Source organism: Leifsonia stereocauli (assembly GCF_038432415.1).
GTDB lineage: Bacteria > Actinomycetota > Actinomycetes > Actinomycetales > Microbacteriaceae > Orlajensenia > Orlajensenia stereocauli.
Map to the genome: position 1 here is coordinate 1,091,275 of NZ_JBCAUN010000002.1, position 19,570 is coordinate 1,110,844.

Consider the following 19,570-nt stretch of genomic DNA (forward strand, 5'->3'; position numbering starts at 1 on the left):
TCCTTCACGGCTCGGGCACGCGGGCCTGGCGCGTCGGCGGCATCGCCTACTGTTGGAGCATGACGGTGTGGGACGAGCTGACGGGCCAGGCCGACGCCATCGCGGTGTTCCGAGCTGCAGCGGCAGCGGCATCCGCCACTCCCACCGAGGGTGCGGCAGAGCAGGCCATGTCTCACGCCTGGCTGATCACGGGTCCGCCCGGGTCGGGCCGGTCGAACCTCGCCTACGCCTTCGCGACTGCGCTCATCTCCGGGCACCCCGACGGTGACGACGCCACGGTCGCTCAGGTCGCCGCGCGCAGTCATCCCGACCTCACCGTGCTCAGCACCGAGGGAGTCTCGATCAAGGTGGACGACGTGCGTGCCATCGTGCGGTCGTCCTCGTACTCCCCATCGGTGGGGCGGCATCGCGTGCTCGTGATCGAGGATGCCGACCGCATGCCCGAGCGCACCTCGAACGTTCTGCTCAAGGCGCTGGAGGAGCCGCCGGAGCGCACAGTGTGGATCCTCTGCGCCCCGAGCGAGGCCGACCTCATCCCCACCATCCGCTCCCGCGTCCGCTCCGTACGTCTGCGGGTTCCGAGCATCGACGACGTGGCCGCCCTGCTTGTCGCACGCGACGGCGTCAGCCCCGAGGTCGCCGAGCGCGCGGCCCGCGAGGCCCAGAGCCACATCGGCATGGCGCGGCGCCTCGCCACGTCGAGTGAGGCCCGCGAACGCCGGGAGGCCACGCTGGTGTCAGCCCTCGGCATCCGCACGGTCTCGGATGCCGTCGCCGCGGCCGCCCGCATGATCGAGATCGCCGGTGACGACGCCAAGGCGATCACGCTCGAGCGCGATGCCGACGAACGCGAGAAGGCCCTGCGTTCTCTCGGCGTCGCCCCGGGCCAGACGCTGCCTCCGGCGCTGCGCGGCCAGATCAAGGCGCTCGAAGACGACCAGAAGCGCCGCGCCACCCGCAGTCTTCGAGACGGCATCGACCGCATTCTCGTCGACTTCTCCTCCCTGCACCGAGACGTGCTGATGCTGCAGCTGCACGGCGATTCCGCCATCATCAATCGCGAGCTGCTATCCAGAATCGAACGCGCGGCATCTGTGGGCAGTGCTGCCGAGACGTTGCGTTCGCTCGATGCCATCGCCCTCGCTCGCAAGCGCATCGAGGCCAACGTCGCCCCGCTCCTGGCCCTCGAGGCCATGCTCATGACCTTCCGCCGATCCGAGAGAGCCGCCGCGTGATCCGACGACCGATGACCACGACAGCACGAGCAGCACGAACAGGGCGACAAGGGCGAGGTGCACGAGCCAGAGCTGCCGTCGTCGTCGCTCTCCTGGCGCTCGTGTTGACCGGCTGCGTGCCCTGGGCCGGAGGGGGAGCCGGAACGCACACGTCGACGCCGACGGGCGAGACGGCTCCGGCCGGCCTCGAGTCGTTCTACGGCCAGCAGCTGGAGTGGGAGGACTGCGGCGATGGTTTCCAGTGCACGACGGCCGCGGCTCCGCTCGACTACCGGGCGCCTGGCGATGACAGCATAGAGCTGGCCCTGGTGCGCCATCCGGCGACGGGAGACCGTCTCGGCTCGCTGCTGGTGAACCCGGGCGGCCCCGGTGGATCCGGATACGACCTCGTGAAGGACTCCCTCGACTTCGCCGTCAGCGCCGACCTCCAGAAGCACTACGACATCATCGGGTTCGACCCCCGAGGCGTGAGCCGGTCTACGCCGGTGACCTGCTACGGAGCCGAGCAGATGGACACCTACCTCTACGCCATCACTCCCGGTGAGCGAGGGAGCGATCCCTGGCTCACCGCGAAGACCGCCAGGGGCACGGCCTTCGCCGCCGCCTGCGACTCGAACACGGGAACGCTCCTCGACAACGTCGACACCGAGAGCGCGGCTCGCGACCTCGACGTCCTGCGCGCGGCGCTGGGCGACACCACCCTCAACTACCTCGGCTACTCCTACGGCACCTATCTCGGTGCTGTCTACGCGGGCCTGTTCCCGGCGAAGGCCGGCCGCCTCGTGCTCGATGGCGCCATCGATCCGGCTGCGACCAACCTCGACGTGAACATCGAGCAGGCGAAGGGGTTCGAGAGCGCTCTGCGGGCCTACCTCGCCGACTGCCTCGACGGAGCCGATTGCCCGTTCGACGGCAGTGTCGACGGTGCCATGGGCACGGTGAAAGCCCTGCTCGACTCGGTCGACGCCGCACCCATCCGCGCGACCGACGGCCGCATGCTCGGAGGCGACACACTGGTCACAGCCATCATCTACCCGCTCTACTCACAGCAGGGCTGGCCGGCTCTCAGCACCATGTTCGACTCCGTCCTGAGCGGATCCGCCGATCAGGCGATGTCCTTCGCCGACCAGTACAACGGGCGCGATGCATCCGGGAACTACAGCGACAACTCCACCGAGGCCTTCTATGCCGTCAACTGCATGGATTACGCCTACGTGACGGATGCCGCCGCCATGCGCGAGCAGGAGCAGGAACTCGACGCCGCAGCCCCGGTCATCGGCGCCTACTTCGGGTTCGGCGACATCACCTGCGCGACCTGGCCGTACACGTCGCGTGCCGAGCGCGCGACGATCAGCGCCGAGGGCTCGCCGCCCATCGTCGTGATCGGCACGACGAACGACCCGGCGACGCCCTACGTCTGGGCGCAGTCGCTGGCCGCGCAACTCGACGACGGGCGCCTCGTCACCTTCAACGGCGAGGGCCACACGGCGTACAACAAGTCGAACTCGTGCGTGAACGATGCCGTCGACACCTTCCTCATCGATGGAACCGCTCCTACCAGCGACCCCGACTGCTGAGGGATCGGCGCGGTCGGCGCCGAGCGGCCGCGACAGAAGCCGACTGACGCCTGTCGGCGCCGACCGGACCACGGTCGTGTTCGTGAACGCTCGGCGGAGACGGTATGCTTTCCTACTGTGCCAAGCGGCATCGTCCCCCGCGGATGATCGCCGAGTGCCACGCCGCCTTAGCTCAGTCGGCAGAGCGTCTCACTCGTAATGAGAAGGTCGTGGGTTCGATTCCCACAGGCGGCCCCGTCACAGCCATCGCATCGTCTCCCTCGGATTCGCCGACGCTTCGGCATGCCCTAGCCTCGAAGCATGACTGATGCACTGCGCTGGGGAATCCTCGCCACGGGCGGAATCGCCCACGCCATGGCCAACGACCTCGTCCTGAACGGCTTCACCGTGCAGGCCGTCGGGTCACGCTCGCAGGAGGCGGCGGATGCCTTCGCAGCCGAATTCGGCATCCCCAACGCCCACTCCAGCTACGCAGCTCTGGTGGCGGACCCCGAGGTCGACGTCATCTACGTGTCGACGCCGCACCCGTTCCACGCCGAGCACGCCTCTCTCGCCCTCGAGGCGGGCAAGCACGTCCTCGTCGAGAAGCCGTTCACGCTGAACGCCGCCGAGGCGCGCCAGGTCGTCGATCTCGCGAACGAGAAGGGCCTGGTCGTCCTCGAGGCCATGTGGACACGATGGCTGCCGCACATGGTGCGCGTGCGCGAGATCATCGCGGCCGGCACCCTCGGCGAGGTGCACACCCTCATCGCCGACCACACCCAGGACCTCCCCGACGACCCCGGTCACCGCCTCAACGCCCTCGAGCTCGGCGGCGGCGCCCTGCTCGATCTCGGCATCTACCCGATCTCGTTCGCATCCGACCTGTTCGGCAGCCCCGAGACGATCCAGGCCTCGGCCACGTTCAAGGACACGGGCGCCGATGCCCAGGTCGCCACGATCTTCCGCTACGCCGGCGGCCAGATCGCCACGACCCTCTCGGCCAGCGACACCCGCGGGCGCAACATCGCAACGATCCTCGGCACCGACGGCCGCATCGACATCGACTCCGTCTGGTACACGCCGACCTCGTTCCGCGCCTACGACGCCGAGGGCGCCGAGATCGAGTCGTTCTCGTCCGATGTGACGGGCCGCGGCATGCAGTTCCAGGCCGCGGAACTCGAGCGGCTCGCCGCCGCCGGAGCGACATCCGGCGACATCCTGCCGACCGAGGAGACCGTGGCGGTGCTCGAGACCCTCGACACGATCCGGGCCCAGATCGGCCTCCGCTACCCGGGCGAATGATCGGAGCCGTCTTGCGGATTCTCTCAGGCGCGACAGCGTAGGCTGCCGCGAATGACTGAAACGGATGCCCCGAGCACGCCGGCCGCTCCGGCCAGGGGTGGGCTCTTCCGCGAGCACCGCCGCGGCTGGACCATCGTCGGCGGTGCCGTCGCCGTGGCGCTGCTCGCCGGTGCCGCCCTCGCCTCCGGTGCCGCAGCGGGCAGCCCCGCGCCGCTCGCGACCCAGACGGCAGCGGCATCCGCGACCCCGACGGCCACGCCGACCCCGACCCCGACCCCCGACCCGCGTGCCACTCCGGCCGCTGCGGCACCCGCGAGCCGGCTGCGCACCTGTTCCGTGACCGATCTCGCCTCAGACAGCCGCCTCGCCTCCATGCAGGCCCAGGTGCTGAACGCCACGACGGGCGAGGTGCTGTTCGACCGCGGCGGCACGACGCCATCGCGCGCCGCGAGCGTCATGAAGGTGCTCACCACCGCTGCTGCACTGAAGGTGCTCGGCCCCGACTACAGGGCGACGACGACAGTGGTGAAGGGCTCCGAGCCGGGGTCCGCCGTACTCGTCGGGGGTGGAGACCTCACCCTCTCGCGCCTGCCATCGGGTGAGACGTCGGCCTACGAGGGTGCTGCGCACCTCGACGACCTCGCGAACCAGGTGCGGACAGCGTGGGCCGCCGACCCGGCGAACCCGCCTCTGACGAAGCTCATCCTCGACTCGTCCCTCTTCACCGGCCCCGACTGGCAGCCGAGCTGGGACTCCAAGGAGCAGTACGACGGCTACATGTCGCGCGTGACGGCCCTACAGGTCGACGGCGACCGCGATGACCCGTACAGCAATACCTCGGCTCGCAGCGACGACCCCGTCGGCCGTGCCGGACAGGCATTCGCCGACCAGCTCGGCGGCATCCAGGCCATCGAGCTCGGAACGGCGCCTGCCGGAGCGGCCGCCCTCGGAAGCGTGCAGTCGGCCCCGGTGTCGACGCTCGTGCAGCAGTCGCTCATCGTCTCAGACAACACGATCGCCGAGATGCTCGCACGTCTCACCGCCGTCACGGCCGGAACCGGTAGCGACTTCTCGGCCATCCAGCCCGCCGTGGTCGCCGCCCTCGACGGTTATGGCGTCGACACCACCGGAATCGTCGTCGTCGACGGCTCGGGGCTGTCCGACGACAACGCCATCCCGCCGTCGTACCTCACCCGCCTGTTCGTCAAGATCAACGCGCGCGAGGCGAACCTGGGCGTCATCGCGGACGGCCTTCCTGTCGCCGGACGCTCCGGCTCGCTGTCCTACAGCGACAGGTTCACCGGGGATGCATCCGTGGCCGACGGCTCGGTGTTCGCCAAGACCGGCTGGATCGACACCGGGTACACCCTCTCCGGCATCATCGCCGCCTCGGACGGGACCCCGCTGACATTCGCCGTCTACGCCCTCGGCGACGTGAGCGAAGACGCCAAGACCGCCATCGACCTGCTCACGGCCGGCTTCTACAGCTGCGGCGACAACCTCTCCAACAACTGACCACGTCGTACGATCGGGGCTGATCCGTGGGCGATGACGAACTGATCGACCTCGTGCGGGAGCTCGTAGCGATCCCGTCGGTCAACCCGTCGCTCGGCGGCGGCGGTGCCGGAGAGGCCGCCGTCGCGCGGTTCGCCGCCGGCTGGCTGGCCGCCCGCGGATTCGAGGTGTGGCTGATCGGCCGCGATGCGAGCCGTCCGAGCGTGCTGGCCGTCGCGGCAGGCAGCGGCGGCGGGCGCACCCTTCTCGTCAACGGGCATCTCGACACCGTTGGCGTCGACGGATTCACCGGAGACCCGTTCGACGCGCGGATCGCCGAGGGACGGATGCTCGGTCGCGGCGTCTACGACATGAAGAGCGGTGCAGCGGCGGCGATGATCGCCGCGAGTCGGGCCAGCGGGTCCGGTCTGCGGGGCGACGTCGTGCTCACCCTCGTGGCCGACGAGGAGTTCGCGTCGGTGGGTACCGAGGACTCCCTCCTCGCCATCGCCGAGCGCGGCATCCGTGCCGACGGGGCCATCGTCGTGGAGCCGACCGGGTCACGGCTCACCGTGGCGCACCGCGGCTTCGCGTGGTTCACCCTGGCGATCACCGGCGTTCCCGCCCACGGTTCCCAACCCGAGCTGGGCGTCGACGCGATCTCTCACGCCACCGACGTGCTGCTGGCGCTGCGTTCCCTCGACGCCGAACTGGCCGCCCGCGCCGCTCATCCGATGCTTCCCCGATCGACGGTGCGCGTCGCGACGATCGTCGCTGGAAGCGACGCCGCGACAGTCGCCGCCCACGCGCGCCTGACCATCGAACGCCGCACCCTGCCCGGCGAGACCCCGGCCGCGGTGCGCCGGGAGATCGAGGCCGCGCTCGCGTCCGTCGCCGCGGCCGACGGCATCCGGTGGGACCTGACCGAGCTGGTGTCCCGAGGGGCGTTCGAGACGCCGACGGATGCCCCGATCCAACGAGTCGTGAGCGATGCCGTTCTCCAGGCGACGGGGACGGCAGTCGAGCTGCAGGGCGACCCGTGGTGGACCGACGCCGGACTCCTCGCTGAAGCTGGCATCCCCACAGTGCTGTTCGGCGTCGACGGCGGCGGCGCCCACGCGCCTGACGAATGGCTCGATCTCGCCTCCGTGCAACGGCTCGCCGCCGTGCTGGAGCGCTCGATCGCCGACTTCTGCTCGTGAGTCGAAGGCGCGACGGGTGCCTCTCGCCGGCTCTCGCGCGATAATCGAAGGACGAGCATCAGGAGGCTGACGTGACACGGGCACTGTTCATCATCGACGTGCAGAACGACTTCACCGAGGGCGGCGCCCTGGGCGTCGACGGCGGTGCCGCCGTCGCGGCCGGAGTGAGCGCGCTGCTGGAACGGCATCCGGATGCCTACGACGTGGTGTTCGCCTCACGCGACTGGCACGACGGCGGCAACGACAACGGCGGACACTTCGCGACGGATGGCGCTCCCGACTTCGTCGACACCTGGCCGTCGCACTGTGTCTCGGGCACCGCCGGCGCCGAATACCACCCCGACCTCGCCACCGACGGAATCGACGTTCACGTGCGCAAGGGGCAGGGGGTTCCCGCGTACTCCATCTTCGAGGGCACGACAGAGCAGGGTGAGACCGTCTCGGAACTGCTGACGGCGCGCGGCGTGACAGCGGTGGACGTCGTCGGAATCGCCACCGACTACTGCGTGCGGGCGAGCGCGCTCGACGCCGTCGAACACGGCCAGCACGTGCGCGTGCTCACAGACCTCGTGGCCGGTGTCGCCCCCGACTCCAGTGCGGCGGCACTCGCCGAGCTGGCGCACGTCGGCGTCGAGATCACGGCATCGGAGGCCCTGATGGGGGAGACTGGCGCACCGGGCGCACCCGACGCGTGACCCGCTTCGCCGTGTCGGCTGACGGCACCCGCATCGCCTACGACGTTCATGGTGCGACCGCTGGCGCCGCTGGCACCGCTGGCACCGCTGGCGACGGGGGCGCCGGCACCGGGCAGCCGCCGATCCTCCTGGTGCACGGCTTCGCCTCCGACCCACGCGTCACGTGGGAGGCCACGGGGTGGGTGCGCTTCCTGCAGCGCGCCGGCCGCGAGGTCATCACCGTCGACCTGCGGGGTCACGGACGCAGCGACAGCCCCGTCGACGCCGCCCGCTACGCCCCGGACGTGCAGGCCGCCGACCTCCGCGCAGTGCTCGACGGGGCCCGCGTCTCCATCGCGGACGTCGTCGCCTACTCGATGGGCGCCAGGATCGCCTCGGCGTTAGCGCGGCTCGCGCCGTCGAGCATCCGTCGCCTCGTGCTCGGCGGTACGGGCCCGCTCGAGGTCTTCGCGACCTGGCGGGGTGGAGACGACGAACGGATGCTGCGCACGGCCGACTTCGACGGCAACCCGATCGCGCGGGCCGTCGTCGGGCCCGCGCTGGCGGCTGGAGCCGACCCCGCCGTCCTGCTGGCCTGCATCCGGGGCATGACCGGCGCCCCGCTGCTGCGACCTGGGGAGATCCCGGTGCTCATCGTCGTGGGAGAGCTCGACCCCGTCGGAGCGGGAGCCGCGGAACTCGCGGTCGAGTGGAGAGCGGCGTTCGCATCGATCCCCGGCCGGGATCACATCAACGTCCTCACGGCCCGCGTCTTCAAGGACGCGGCGCTGGTGTTCCTCGGCTGACATCACACCCGTTCGTCGAGGCCCGGGCGAAGCCCGCGGTCGACACGCATCTCCTGTGCCGGGCGCGCGTCGGGCGGTCGCTTCGCTCGGCCCTCGGCGAGCGGCTCGGTTCAACGAGCGTGCGTAGACTTCAGCACCCTGTAGCCCATGCCGACGGCCTCGCGGGCGATGACCAGGTCGGGGAACTCCTCCTTCATCCACTTGTGCAGGGAGTCGGCCCCGAGGTTCTTCTGCACCACGAGCCAGGCCTCGGAGTCCGGAGCGAGTCGCGGAATCCAGGTCTGCAGCAGAGCGTGCAGCTCGGCCTTGCCGATGCGGATGGGCGGGTTCGACCAGATGGTCGAGAACGTCAGTCTGGCGGGAACATCCTCGGGCCGCACGGCGTTGATGTTGGAGACGCCGACGGCAGCGGCGTTCCGACGCACCAACTCCAGGGCACGATCGTTCACGTCGACGGCCCAGACCGTGGCATCGGGAGCCTCGAGGGCCATCGTCAGCGCGATGGGTCCCCAGCCCGAGCCGATATCGAGCAGATCACCGGTCTGCGGGGGAGTCGGAACGTTGTCGAGAAGCACAGCAGTGCCATCGTCGATGTGGTCGGGACTGAACACCCCGCCCGCCGTCGTGAGAGTGAACTCCCGCCCGCTCAACTGCACCGTGATCTGCCTCGGCTTCAGTTCGGTCGACGGGTCATTCGTGAAGTAATGCTCTGAAGCCATGAGAGGGAAACTACCCGACCGGGCTGAGCGAGGCCAATGGGGCAACGATAGGATTGAAGCAATGACTGAACCCGATACCACGATGCCGGACGACGACGTCGTCTCCCGCGTCCTCGCCAGCGCCGAGCAGCGCGCCGGCTACACCATCTTCGGCGGCTCCGCGCAGGCGCTGCAGGACGACGAGGGTCGCGCCCACCGCGTCGACTCCGACGGCGACCAGTTCGACCGGGAAGATCGCCAGGCGCTGCGCCGTGTGGCCGGTCTCTCGACGGAACTCGAAGACGTCACCGAGGTCGAGTACCGTCAGCTGCGCCTCGAGAACGTCGTGCTCATCGGCGTCTACTCGCAGGGCTCGCAGACCGACGCCGAGAATTCCATCCGCGAACTCGCGGCACTCGCCGAGACCGCAGGCGCGACAGTGCTCGACGGCCTGCTCCAGCGTCGACCGCACCCAGACCCCAGCACCTACCTCGGCAGCGGCAAGGCCCGCGAGCTCGCCGGAATCGTCGCTTCGCTCGGCGCAGACACCGTCATCGCTGACACCGAGCTCGCGCCCAGCCAGCGACGAGCGCTCGAAGACGTCGTGAAGGTCAAGGTCATCGACCGCACGGCCGTCATCCTCGACATCTTCAGCCAGCACGCCACCAGCCGTGAGGGCAAGGCCCAGGTCGAGCTCGCGCAGCTCGAGTACCTGCTCCCGCGTCTGCGCGGTTGGGGTGAGTCGATGTCCCGCCAGGCCGGTGGCCAGGTCGGTGGTGCCGGCGCCGGCATGGGCTCGCGTGGTCCCGGTGAGACGAAGATCGAACTCGATCGTCGCCGCATCCACACCCGCATGGCGAAGCTCCGCAAGTCGATCGTCGCGATGAAGCCCGCACGCGAGGCAAAGCGCGCGAACCGCAAGCGCAACACCGTGCCATCTGTCGCCATCGCGGGCTACACGAACGCCGGCAAGTCCAGCCTCGTGAACCGCGTCACCAAGGCCGGTCTCCTGGTCGAGAACGCCCTGTTCGCGACCCTCGACGCCACCGTGCGCAAGAACACCACGGAAGACGGCCGGCTCTACACGATCGCCGACACCGTCGGCTTCGTGCGCAACCTGCCGCACCAGCTCGTCGAGGCGTTCCGGTCCACGCTCGAGGAGGTCGCCGACTCCGACCTCATCCTGCACGTCGTCGACGCCTCCCACCCCGACCCGGCCGGCCAGATCCAGACCGTGCGCGACGTCATCGGCGAGGTGGAGGCGCGCCACATCCCCGAGCTCGTGGTCTTCAACAAGTCCGACCTCGTGAGCGACGACGACCGCCTCGTGCTGCGCGGACTCGAGCCCAACGCCGTCTTCGTGTCTGCGCGATCGGGCGAGGGCATCGACGAGCTCCTCCGGAAGATCGCGGAGCTGCTTCCCGATCCGAGCGTCGAGGTCGAGCTGCTCATCCCGTATGAGCGCGGCGAACTGGTGTCCAGCCTGCACGTGCGCGGCCGGGTCCTCGCCACCGAGCACACCGAGCACGGAACGACGGTGCGCGCCCTCGTGCACCCCGAGTTCGCCGCCCAGCTGGCGGGGTTCAGGGTGCCCGATGCCGCGGTGTCGGCATCCGCCGTTCCCGCGGTCTGAGAAGTCACCCCGCGTCACACTCTTTCCTGCTCAGGCGGCCCCGGCTAGGCTCTGTGCAAACGTGACGCTCGCCTGGGTGAGCCCACGAGGAGCGACAGCCGAGCCCGGCACCCGCCCGCGACAGATCCGATTCACCTTCGACGAGCATCCGCTGGTCGAGGGAAGATCCCTTCGTGAGGCAGCATGGCTATCGAACTTCCCCCCACCGACGGCGCGACACGTCTGCCGGTCTCGTTCGAGCTGTATCCGCCGCGAACGGATGCCGCAGCCATCGCCCTCGGTCGCACCATCGACAGGCTCACCGAGGTCGACCCGGCGTTCATCTCGGTGACCTTCGGCGCCGGCGGGTCGACCCGTGACCGCTCGCTCACAGTGCTCAGCTACATCCTCGAGAACACGAGCGTGCAGCCGATGGCCCACCTCACCTGCGTCGGATCCTCGGCCGTCGAGGCCAACCGGTTGGTGAGGCAGTTCCTCGACGCAGGCATCACGAGCTTCCTCGCCCTCCGTGGCGACCCGCCTCTCGACGGCACCCCGCTCACCGTCGGCGACCTGCAGAGCGCCGCCGAGCTCGTGCAGCTCATCCACCGGGTGCAGCAGGAACGCGAGCCCTTCGGCCAGGAGGCCGTGCGCGGCACCCCGGGCGGCACCCGGCTGCGCGCGCGCCCTCGCCCCGAGCGGGTCGCCGTCGCAGCCTTCCCCAACGGTCACGCGACCTCGCGCGGTCCGCAGCAGGAGATCGACGCCCTGCTGGCCAAACAGGCGTCGGGAGCGAACCTCGCCATCACGCAGCTGTTCTACAGGGCGGACGACTACCTCGCCTTCGTCGAGCGCGCCAGGGCGGGCGGCGTGAGCATCGACATCCTCCCCGGGATCATGCCGGCGGCGAGCGCTCCGCGACTGCGGCGCATCGCCCAGCTCACCGAGGAGGACGCCCCCGACGAGCTGCTCATCGCCCTCGAGATCGAACCGACAGAGGAGGGGCGCAGCGAGATCGCGACCACCTTCTTCTCGGAGCTCGCAGCTGAGGTCATCGCAGCGGGTGCGCCCGGTCTGCACCTGTACACCCACAACAAGCACACCCCGGTGCTCGAAGTGCTCGAGCGCCTCGATCGTCTTCCGCGCGCAGCCCACGGACCCATCAAGGAGAACGCATGACGACGCCAGCCTTCCCGACAGGCACCATCCTCGGCTACCCGCGCATCGGTCGCCGTCGCGAGCTCAAGAAGGCCGTCGAGGCGTTCTGGGCCGGGCGCATCGACGCCGCCGAGCTCGAGGCCGCAGCCGCCGCCCTGCGCACGGCCACGCGCGAGCGGCTCGCTCAGCTCGGCCTCGGACGCACCGACTCGGCCATCCCCGAGTCGTTCTCCTTCTACGACCAGGTCCTGGATGCCGCCGTGGCTGTCGGCGCCATCCCCCCGCGCTTCTCCGACCTCGTCGACGCCGACGGAGCCATCGACCTCGCCGGCTACTTCGCACTCGCCCGGGGCGAGGGAGACCGCGCGCCGCTCGAGATGACGAAGTGGTTCGACACCAACTACCACTACCTCGTGCCCGAGATCGGCCCCGAGACGACCTTCTCGCTCGCCAGTGACCGCATCGTGCGCCAGTTCATCGAGGCGAAAGACGCCGGGCTCATCACCCGCCCCGTGCTCGTCGGCCCCGTCACCTTCCTGCTGCTGGCGAAGGCGGCCACGGGTGCTCCCGCCGGCTTCCAGCCGATCAGCCGCCTGGCCGACCTGCTCCCGGTCTACGCCGAGCTCCTGGAGCGGCTGGCGGCCGCCGGAGCGGACTGGGTGCAGCTCGACGAGCCCGGGCTGGTCAACGAGTCCATTCCCGTAGGGCGTGCCGCACAGCTCGACGCCCTCGAGAGGGCCTACGAGGTGCTCGGAGGACTGGCTTCGCGGCCGGCCATCTTCGTCGCAGCCCCGTACGGCAGCCTCGGTGACGCCGTCGACGTGCTGGCGGCATCCGCCGTCGAGGCGATCGGATTCGACCTCGTGCGTGGTTCGCTTCCGATCGGGCTGACGGATGCCGCTCGCACGGCGCTCGCGGGCAAGACCATCGTCGCGGGCGTCATCGACGGCCACAACATCTGGCGCGGCGACCTCGCCGGCGCCTTCGAGAGTGCTGCGGCGGCCTTCGAGCTCTCGCCGTCCGTGGCCGTGTCCACATCCACCTCGCTGCAGCACGTGCCCCATGACGTCGACGACGAGACGAAGCTCGGCCACCTGAGCGGGTGGCTCGCCTTCGCCGACCAGAAGGTCGAGCAGGTCGCCACGCTGGCCGCTGGGCTGATCGACGGCCGCCCCGCCATCGCCGACGCGCTGGATGCGGCATCCGTCGCCCTCGCCCAGCGTCTCTCCGCTTCCGGGGTGCGTGATGGCGCCGTGCGCGCTCGCGCCGCCGTGCTGTCCGACGTCGACTTCGCCCGCGACGACTACGAGGTGCGGGTCGCAGCGCAGCAGCAGGCCCTCGACCTGCCGCCGCTGCCGACGACGACGATCGGTTCGTTCCCTCAGACCGGCGAGATCCGCCGAGCCCGAGCCGCACTCGGTCGTGGCGAGCTGAGCGAGGCCGACTACGTGGCCGAGATGCGCGCCGAGATCGCCCGCGTCGTCGCGCTGCAGGAGGAGATCGGACTCGACGTGCTCGTGCACGGCGAGCCGGAGCGCAACGACATGGTGCAGTACTTCGCCGAGAACCTCGACGGCTTCGACGTCACCGAGCACGGCTGGGTGCAGTCATACGGCTCACGCTGCACGCGCCCGTCGATCCTGTGGGGCGACGTCTCACGCCCGAAGCCCATCACCGTCGAGTGGTCGGCCTACACGCAGTCGCTCACGTCCAAGCCGGTCAAGGGCATGCTCACCGGCCCCGTGACGATCCTGGCGTGGTCGTTCGTGCGCGACGACCAGCCGCTGGGTGATACAGCCCGTCAGGTGGCCCTCGCTCTCCGCGACGAGATCGCCGATCTCGAGGCCGCGGGCATCGCCATCGTCCAGGTCGACGAGCCTGCGCTGCGCGAACTTCTACCGCTCGAGCGCGACCGCCAGGCCGACTACCTCGACTGGTCGGTCGGGTCGTTCAGGCTCGCGACGGCCGGCGTCGCCGCCGCCACTCAGATCCATACCCACCTCTGCTACTCGGAGTTCGGGGTGATCATCGACGCCATCCGTGGCCTCGATGCCGACGTGACCAGCATCGAGGCCGCGCGCAGCCGCATGGAGGTGGTCGTCGACCTCGAGGCGAGCGGATTCGATCACGGCATCGGACCGGGTGTCTACGACATCCACTCTCCTCGGGTACCGAGCGTCGCCGAGGTCACGGAGCTCATCGAGCGCGCCCTCGACGGCATCCCGGAGCGCCAGCTCTGGATCAACCCCGACTGCGGGCTCAAGACGCGCGGCTACGACGAGACCGTGGCGTCGCTGCGCAACATGCTCGAGGCCACCCGCGGCGTGCGGGCATCCGTCGGCAGTCCCGTCTAGCGAACGGATGCGAGAAGGCCCACCTCCTTCTGGAGGTGGGCCTGCTCAGTGCACCGCTCGTTGAGGACCGGACGAAGTCCGCGTCCGAAACGGAGCCAGAAACGCCCTACACCGACCTCAGAACCGCCACGACCTTGCCGAGCACCTCGGCGTAGTCGCCGACGATGGGCTCGTAGGCGGAGTTGCGCGGCAGCAGCCAGGTGTGGCCGTCGCGCTGGCGGAAGACCTTGACCGTCGCCTCGCTGTCGAGCATGGCCGCCACGATCTCGCCGTTCTCGGCCGTGTTCTGCTGGCGCACGACCACCCAGTCGCCGTCGCAGATGGCGGCGTCGATCATGGAGTCGCCGACGACCTTGAGGATGAACAGCTCGCCCTTCCCGACCAGCTGGCGGGGGAGCGGGAACACCTCCTCGATCTGCTGCTCGGCCGTGATGGGGATGCCGGCGGCGATGCGTCCGACCATGGGAACCATGGCCGCGTCGCCCATCGGAGCGGGGGAGGCGTAGCCGTCATCGGGTGCGGGGTTCGACTCCGTCGAGGGCACCTCGATCAGCACCTCGAGCGCACGGGGGCGGTTCGGGTCGCGGCGGAGGTATCCGCTGAGCTCGAGCTGGTTGAGCTGGTGCGTGACGCTCGACAGAGAGGACAGGCCGACGGCGTCGCCGATCTCGCGCATGCTCGGCGGGTAGCCCCGCTGGCTCACTGACCGCTGGATGACCTCGAGGATCGAGAGCTGCTTGGCGCTGAGACTCTTGCGCCGGCGGGTTCCACCGCGCTCCGATGCCCCGCGGTCCTTCGACGACTCTGTGTCGTTGGCCACTGCGCTCACCTTCTTCTCTTCACGGATCGAACCTCCAGCCGACGAGTGTCAGTGGGTGCTGATTGCCTTGCAACCAGCCATTCGAACTGTATCCGGGTGAATGGCGTACGACAAACATCTGTTCGAGTGTGTCGAGAAAGAAATTCTCTCCACATACGAAGACAATGCTTGAGTATTCGAAGAATCGAAGATACATTCGGAACACAGCTTCGCATCTGGCCCTCCCGGCCGAGGGCCAGATGCGAAAACCATCTGGAGGACTCCATGAGCACGTACGCCTACACCACCGCCGCTCCCGCCGCGCTGCCTGTCGTCCGCACCAGGTTGCACCTCACCCGCCGTGGCCGCGCCGTTCTCACCACTCTCGCGGCTCTGCCGATAGTGGTCGGCGCCTTCGTGTTCGCGCTCAATGGCGGCATCGCCGCAGCGGGCGGCGAGCAGACCGGGCAGTCCTTCGCCTACGTCACCGTCGAGTCCGGGCAGTCGCTCTGGCAGCTCGCCGAGGCCCTGGCACCCACGGCCGATCCCCGCGACGTCATCGCCGACATCGTCAGCCTCAACCAGCTCGACGACACTGAGATCGAACCCGGTCAGCGTCTGGCCATCCCGGCTCGGTACTGAGGGCGGGCGCCGGCTTCGTAACACGGCGAACGCCGCCGGTACGATTGATGGAGTGACGACTCTCGATGAGCTCCCCCTCCGCGACGACCTGAGAGGGCGCACCCCGTACGGCGCCCCGCAGAAGGTCGTGCCGGTCGCCCTCAACGTCAACGAGAACACGCATCCGATTCCGGATGCCGTCGCCACCGACATCCTGGCGGCCATCGGCGAGGTCATCCCGGGCGTCAACCGCTACCCCGATCGCGAGTTCAGCGTTCTCCGCGACGCCCTCGCCGGCTACCTCGGTCACGGCCTCACCCGCGACGAGATCTGGGCGGCGAACGGATCCAACGAGGTACTGCAACACGTCCTGCAGGCCTTCGGCGGTCCGGGACGCACTCTGCTCGGCTTCGTCCCCACCTATTCGATGTACCCGCTGCTCGCTTCGGGCACCGGCACGGCCTGGATCGGCGCGGCGCGCGACGCCGACTTCGAGCTCTCGCCCGAGTCCGCCGCTGCTGCGGTTCTGGAGCACAAGCCCGACATCGTCTTCCTCTGTTCGCCCAACAACCCGACCGGCACCCCCCTCTCGCTCGAGACCATCGCGGCCGTGTACGACGCCGCAGACGGCATCGTGCTCGTCGACGAGGCATACGCCGAGTTCGCGCACGACGGTGAGGACAGTGCTCTCACCCTGCTCGACGGCCGGCCGCGCCTGCTCGTCTCCCGCACCATGAGCAAGGCATTCGCCTACGCGGGGGTGCGGCTGGGTTACCTCGCCGCCGATACCGCTGTGACGGATGCGCTGCGCCTCGTGCGGCTGCCGTACCACCTGTCCGCGCTCACCCAGGCAGCAGCGACCGCCGCCATCGCGCACGCGCCGGAACTGCTGGCCATGGTCGACGACATCCGGGTCCAACGCGACCGCATCGTCGACAGGCTCGGTGAGCTCGGCTTCCAGGCCTTCCGCAGCTCGAGCAACTTCGTCTTGTTCGGCGGGGTCGACGACCCGAACGCAGTCTTCGAGGCGCTGCTGGCCCGCGGCATCCTCGTGCGCGATGTCGGCATCCCGCACACCCTGCGGGTGAGCGCAGGCACCGAGGCCGAGACCACGACCTTCCTCGATGCCATCGCCGACCACGCGCCGAATAGGATCTGAGCATGAGTGAGACTGCCCCCCGCACGGCCCGTGCCGTGCGCGCGACGAGCGAATCGAACATCGACCTGTCCGTGAACCTCGACGGAACAGGCACGAGCGACATCGAGACCACGGTTCCGTTCTTCAATCACATGCTCACGGCCTTCGCCAAGCACTCGCTCACCGATCTCACCGTGCGGGCCAGCGGCGACACAGACATCGACGTGCACCACACGGTCGAGGACACGGGCATCGTGCTCGGCCAGGCCATCCGCGAGGCCCTCGGCGACAAGCGCGGCGTCGCCCGCTACGGCGACGCCCTCGTGCCCCTCGACGAGTCGCTCGCGCAGGCCGTCGTCGACATCTCGGGTCGGCCCTACCTCGTGCACCTCGGCGAGCCTGCAGGCTTCGAGTTCCACCTCATCGGCGGCCACTTCACCGGATCGATGGTGCGCCACTTCTTCGAGGCGATCACCTTCGCCGCCGGCCTCACGGTCCACCTCGAGCTGGTGCGCGGGCGCGACCCGCACCACATCGCCGAGGCCGAGTTCAAGGCCTTCGCGCGCGCCTTCCGCCAGGCCAAGGCCTTCGATGCCGGCGTCGTCGGCATCCCGTCCACCAAGGGAGCCCTGTGACGAAGGTCGTCGTCCTCGACTACGGCTCGGGCAATGTGCACTCGGCTGCGAAGGCCGTCGAGCTGGCCGGAGCCGAGGTCGAGATCACCCACGATCGCCGTGCCGTGATGGATGCCGACGGCCTCCTCGTTCCCGGTGTCGGCGCGTACTCGGCCGTCATGGACGCCCTGAAGGCCGTGCGCGGTGACGAACTCATCGATCGCCGGCTCGCCGGTGGCCGGAAGGTGCTCGGCATCTGCGTCGGCATGCAGGTGCTCTTCGAGCGCGGCATCGAGCGCGGCGTCGACCGCGAGGGCCTGGGGGAGTGGCCAGGTGTCGTCACCCAGCTCGACGCCCCCGTCCTGCCGCACATGGGCTGGAACACCGTCGACGCCGCCGAGGATTCGGTGCTGTTCGACGGCATCCGCGACGAGAGGTTCTACTTCGTTCACTCCTACGCCGCTCAGGCCTGGACGCTCGACGTCATGCCCCCGTTCCCGCAACCCCAGGTCACCTGGGCCGAGCACGGCGGCCGCTTCCTCGCGGCGGTCGAGAACGGACCGCTGGCCGCCACCCAGTTCCACCCCGAGAAGTCGGGCGAGGCCGGTATCCGCCTGCTCCGCAACTGGATCGGATCGCTCCGCGACTGAGCTCCGCCCGCCGACCCCCTCGCCCACCCGGGCGTACTATCAACGCGCGGCCGTACGCCGCGAGGAACCGAGGATGACATGAGCGACTTCCATTCCACGCCCGGCCTGGTGCTGCTTCCCGCCGTCGACGTCGCCGATGGCAAGGCCGTCCGCCTGACCCAGGGCGAGGCCGGCACCGAGACCAACTACGGCGACCCCGTGCAGGCGGCGGAGGACTGGGTGTCGCAGGGCGCCGAGTGGATCCACCTCGTCGACCTCGACGCCGCCTTCGGCCGCGGCGACAACCTCGACGTGCTGCGCCGCGTGATGAGGCAGATGCACGGCATCAACGTCGAGCTCTCGGGCGGCATCCGCGACGACCGCTCTCTCGAGGCGGCCCTCGACAGCGGGGCCAAGCGCATCAACCTCGGAACCGCGGCTCTCGAGAACCCCGAGTGGGCGGCGAACGTCATCTCGAAGTACGGCGAGGCCATCGCCGTGGGCCTCGACGTGCGCGGAACCACGCTCGCCGCCCGCGGCTGGACCCGCGAGGGCGGCGACCTCTGGGAGGTACTGGAGCGCCTCGAGGAGGCCGGCTGCGCGCGGTACGTCGTGACCGACGTCACCAAGGACGGCACACTGCAGGGACCGAACATCGAGCTGCTCAAGCTCGTGATGGAGAAGACGGAGCGACCCGTCGTCGCGTCCGGCGGGATCTCCAGCCTCGACGACATCAAGGCCCTCCGCGATCTGGTGCCGCTTGGTCTCGAGGGAGCCATCGTGGGCAAGGCACTGTACGCGGGAGCGTTCACCCTCGCCGAGGCGCTGGATGTCGCAGCCGACTGACCGGCCCGGGGAGCGGCATCCGTCGCTCCCCGAGTCTGCAGCGTCGCTTCCCGCCCACCTCGCCGACTCTGCCGGCCAACCGTGGGCCGGTCGTTCGTTCGAGCCGAACACGAGTTCGGCCGATGACGGCAGTGCGCCACCGCGGCTGATCGAGGCGCTGCGACGGTTCCGGGCCCTCGAACTCGGGCAGGCGGAGGTGGTCGACGCCGTGCGGGACTCCCGCCTGCTCATCCCTCTCGTCGCGCAGCTCGGGGAGGCCGGGGTGAACGACCACGGTCACATCGTCGACAAGAGCCAGGAGCTGGCCATCGTCACCGTCGCCGGGCCCGACGGCCGCAACGTGCTCCCCGTCTTCAGCTCGGTGGCCGCCATGTCCGCGTGGAACCCCTCGGCGCGTCCGGTGCCGGCCGACGGCGTGCGCGTCGCCCTCGCTGCCGCCAGCGAGGATACCGAGCTCGTCGTCCTCGACCCGACATCGGAGACCGAGTTCGCCATCCGTCGCCCGGCGCTCTGGGCCGTCGCGCAGGGCCAGCCATGGACGCCGAGCTTCGAGTCGCCCCTGGTGGCCGCGGCGTTCGAGCGCGCGATCGGAAGCGAGCTCGCGGTCCTCAGGGTCAGGCTGGCCGCGGGCGACCCGCATTCCCGCCTGGTCGGGCCCGAGCTCGTCGTCGAACTCGAACTCGTCGACGGTCTCGACAGTGGAGAGCTCGACACGATCCTCGGCCGACTCGCGCAGCGCTGGGCCGCAGACGACCACATCGCCACTGCCGTCGACTCCCTGAAGGTGCGGCTGGTGGCATCACGCTGACCCGCAGCGCTGAGAGGCCGC

General features: G+C 69.6%; 18 protein-coding genes and 1 tRNA gene. 17 read left to right on the forward strand and 2 right to left on the reverse strand.

Going from position 1 to position 19,570, the window contains the following annotated elements:
* The first annotated feature begins 59 nt into the window (after positions 1-59).
* The 8 genes from AADV74_RS13970 to AADV74_RS14005 all read left to right on the forward strand — a co-directional run bounded on the left by AADV74_RS13970 (position 60) and on the right by AADV74_RS14005 (position 8,272).
* Positions 60-1,235, forward strand: a complete 1,176-nt coding sequence (locus AADV74_RS13970; RefSeq protein ID WP_342115059.1) for a DNA polymerase III subunit delta' — start codon at positions 60-62, stop codon at positions 1,233-1,235.
* 116 nt (positions 1,236-1,351) lie between these two features.
* On the forward strand, positions 1,352-2,812 hold the full coding sequence (locus AADV74_RS13975; protein ID WP_342115061.1) for an alpha/beta hydrolase: 1,461 nt from the start codon (positions 1,352-1,354) through the stop codon (positions 2,810-2,812).
* Positions 2,813-2,973: 161 nt separating this feature from the next.
* A tRNA-Thr gene (locus AADV74_RS13980) sits at positions 2,974-3,046 on the forward strand.
* A 66-nt stretch (positions 3,047-3,112) separates the two neighbouring features.
* Positions 3,113-4,096, forward strand: coding sequence for a Gfo/Idh/MocA family protein (locus AADV74_RS13985; protein ID WP_342115063.1), 984 nt, complete (start codon positions 3,113-3,115; stop codon positions 4,094-4,096).
* A gap of 51 nt (positions 4,097-4,147) precedes the next feature.
* On the forward strand, positions 4,148-5,611 hold the full coding sequence (locus AADV74_RS13990; RefSeq protein WP_342115065.1) for a D-alanyl-D-alanine carboxypeptidase/D-alanyl-D-alanine-endopeptidase: 1,464 nt from the start codon (positions 4,148-4,150) through the stop codon (positions 5,609-5,611).
* A 26-nt stretch (positions 5,612-5,637) separates the two neighbouring features.
* Positions 5,638-6,792 (forward strand): M20/M25/M40 family metallo-hydrolase, encoded by a 1,155-nt coding sequence (locus tag AADV74_RS13995; protein WP_342115067.1) that lies wholly within the window; start codon positions 5,638-5,640, stop codon positions 6,790-6,792.
* A 71-nt stretch (positions 6,793-6,863) separates the two neighbouring features.
* Positions 6,864-7,487, forward strand: a complete 624-nt coding sequence (locus tag AADV74_RS14000) for an isochorismatase family protein (protein ID WP_342115069.1) — start codon at positions 6,864-6,866, stop codon at positions 7,485-7,487.
* Positions 7,484-8,272: an alpha/beta fold hydrolase gene (locus AADV74_RS14005; RefSeq protein WP_342115071.1), complete on the forward strand. Its 789-nt coding sequence runs from the start codon at positions 7,484-7,486 to the stop codon at positions 8,270-8,272. The genes AADV74_RS14000 and AADV74_RS14005 overlap by 4 nt, the downstream gene beginning before the upstream one ends.
* A gap of 110 nt (positions 8,273-8,382) precedes the next feature.
* Here the strand turns inward: AADV74_RS14005 and AADV74_RS14010 are convergent, their stop codons facing one another.
* Complete coding sequence (locus AADV74_RS14010) at positions 8,383-8,991, reverse strand: class I SAM-dependent methyltransferase (RefSeq protein ID WP_342115073.1); 609 nt, start codon at positions 8,989-8,991, stop codon at positions 8,383-8,385.
* A 61-nt stretch (positions 8,992-9,052) separates the two neighbouring features.
* Here AADV74_RS14010 and hflX point away from each other — a divergent pair, with 61 nt between their 5' ends.
* The 3 genes from hflX (at position 9,053) to metE (ending at position 14,094) form a co-directional block, all read left to right on the forward strand.
* Complete coding sequence (hflX, locus tag AADV74_RS14015; protein WP_342115075.1) at positions 9,053-10,603, forward strand: GTPase HflX; 1,551 nt, start codon at positions 9,053-9,055, stop codon at positions 10,601-10,603.
* A 183-nt stretch (positions 10,604-10,786) separates the two neighbouring features.
* Positions 10,787-11,761, forward strand: a complete 975-nt coding sequence (locus AADV74_RS14020) for a methylenetetrahydrofolate reductase (protein WP_342115077.1) — start codon at positions 10,787-10,789, stop codon at positions 11,759-11,761.
* Positions 11,758-14,094, forward strand: a complete 2,337-nt coding sequence (gene metE / locus AADV74_RS14025) for a 5-methyltetrahydropteroyltriglutamate--homocysteine S-methyltransferase (RefSeq protein ID WP_342115079.1) — start codon at positions 11,758-11,760, stop codon at positions 14,092-14,094. Before AADV74_RS14020 ends, metE begins: the two co-directional genes overlap by 4 nt.
* A gap of 106 nt (positions 14,095-14,200) precedes the next feature.
* Here the strand turns inward: metE and lexA are convergent, their stop codons facing one another.
* Positions 14,201-14,914: a transcriptional repressor LexA gene (gene lexA, locus AADV74_RS14030; RefSeq protein ID WP_342115080.1), complete on the reverse strand. Its 714-nt coding sequence runs from the start codon at positions 14,912-14,914 to the stop codon at positions 14,201-14,203.
* 264 nt (positions 14,915-15,178) lie between these two features.
* On the opposite strand from lexA, the gene AADV74_RS14035 reads away from it, so the two are divergent.
* The 6 genes from AADV74_RS14035 (at position 15,179) to AADV74_RS14060 (ending at position 19,549) form a co-directional block, all read left to right on the forward strand.
* Complete coding sequence (locus AADV74_RS14035) at positions 15,179-15,535, forward strand: LysM peptidoglycan-binding domain-containing protein (RefSeq protein WP_342115081.1); 357 nt, start codon at positions 15,179-15,181, stop codon at positions 15,533-15,535.
* A 52-nt stretch (positions 15,536-15,587) separates the two neighbouring features.
* Positions 15,588-16,673 carry a histidinol-phosphate transaminase gene (locus tag AADV74_RS14040; RefSeq protein ID WP_342115082.1) on the forward strand — a complete coding sequence of 362 codons (1,086 nt, stop codon included), beginning with the start codon at positions 15,588-15,590 and terminating at the stop codon, positions 16,671-16,673.
* A 2-nt stretch (positions 16,674-16,675) separates the two neighbouring features.
* Complete coding sequence (gene hisB / locus AADV74_RS14045; protein ID WP_342115083.1) at positions 16,676-17,287, forward strand: imidazoleglycerol-phosphate dehydratase HisB; 612 nt, start codon at positions 16,676-16,678, stop codon at positions 17,285-17,287.
* Positions 17,284-17,916: an imidazole glycerol phosphate synthase subunit HisH gene (gene hisH / locus AADV74_RS14050; RefSeq protein ID WP_342115084.1), complete on the forward strand. Its 633-nt coding sequence runs from the start codon at positions 17,284-17,286 to the stop codon at positions 17,914-17,916. The genes hisB and hisH overlap by 4 nt, the downstream gene beginning before the upstream one ends.
* Positions 17,917-17,994: 78 nt before the next feature.
* Positions 17,995-18,741: a bifunctional 1-(5-phosphoribosyl)-5-((5-phosphoribosylamino)methylideneamino)imidazole-4-carboxamide isomerase/phosphoribosylanthranilate isomerase PriA gene (gene priA / locus AADV74_RS14055; protein WP_342115085.1), complete on the forward strand. Its 747-nt coding sequence runs from the start codon at positions 17,995-17,997 to the stop codon at positions 18,739-18,741.
* Positions 18,725-19,549: an SseB family protein gene (locus AADV74_RS14060; RefSeq protein WP_342115086.1), complete on the forward strand. Its 825-nt coding sequence runs from the start codon at positions 18,725-18,727 to the stop codon at positions 19,547-19,549. The genes priA and AADV74_RS14060 overlap by 17 nt, the downstream gene beginning before the upstream one ends.
* Positions 19,550-19,570 lie beyond the last annotated feature (21 nt).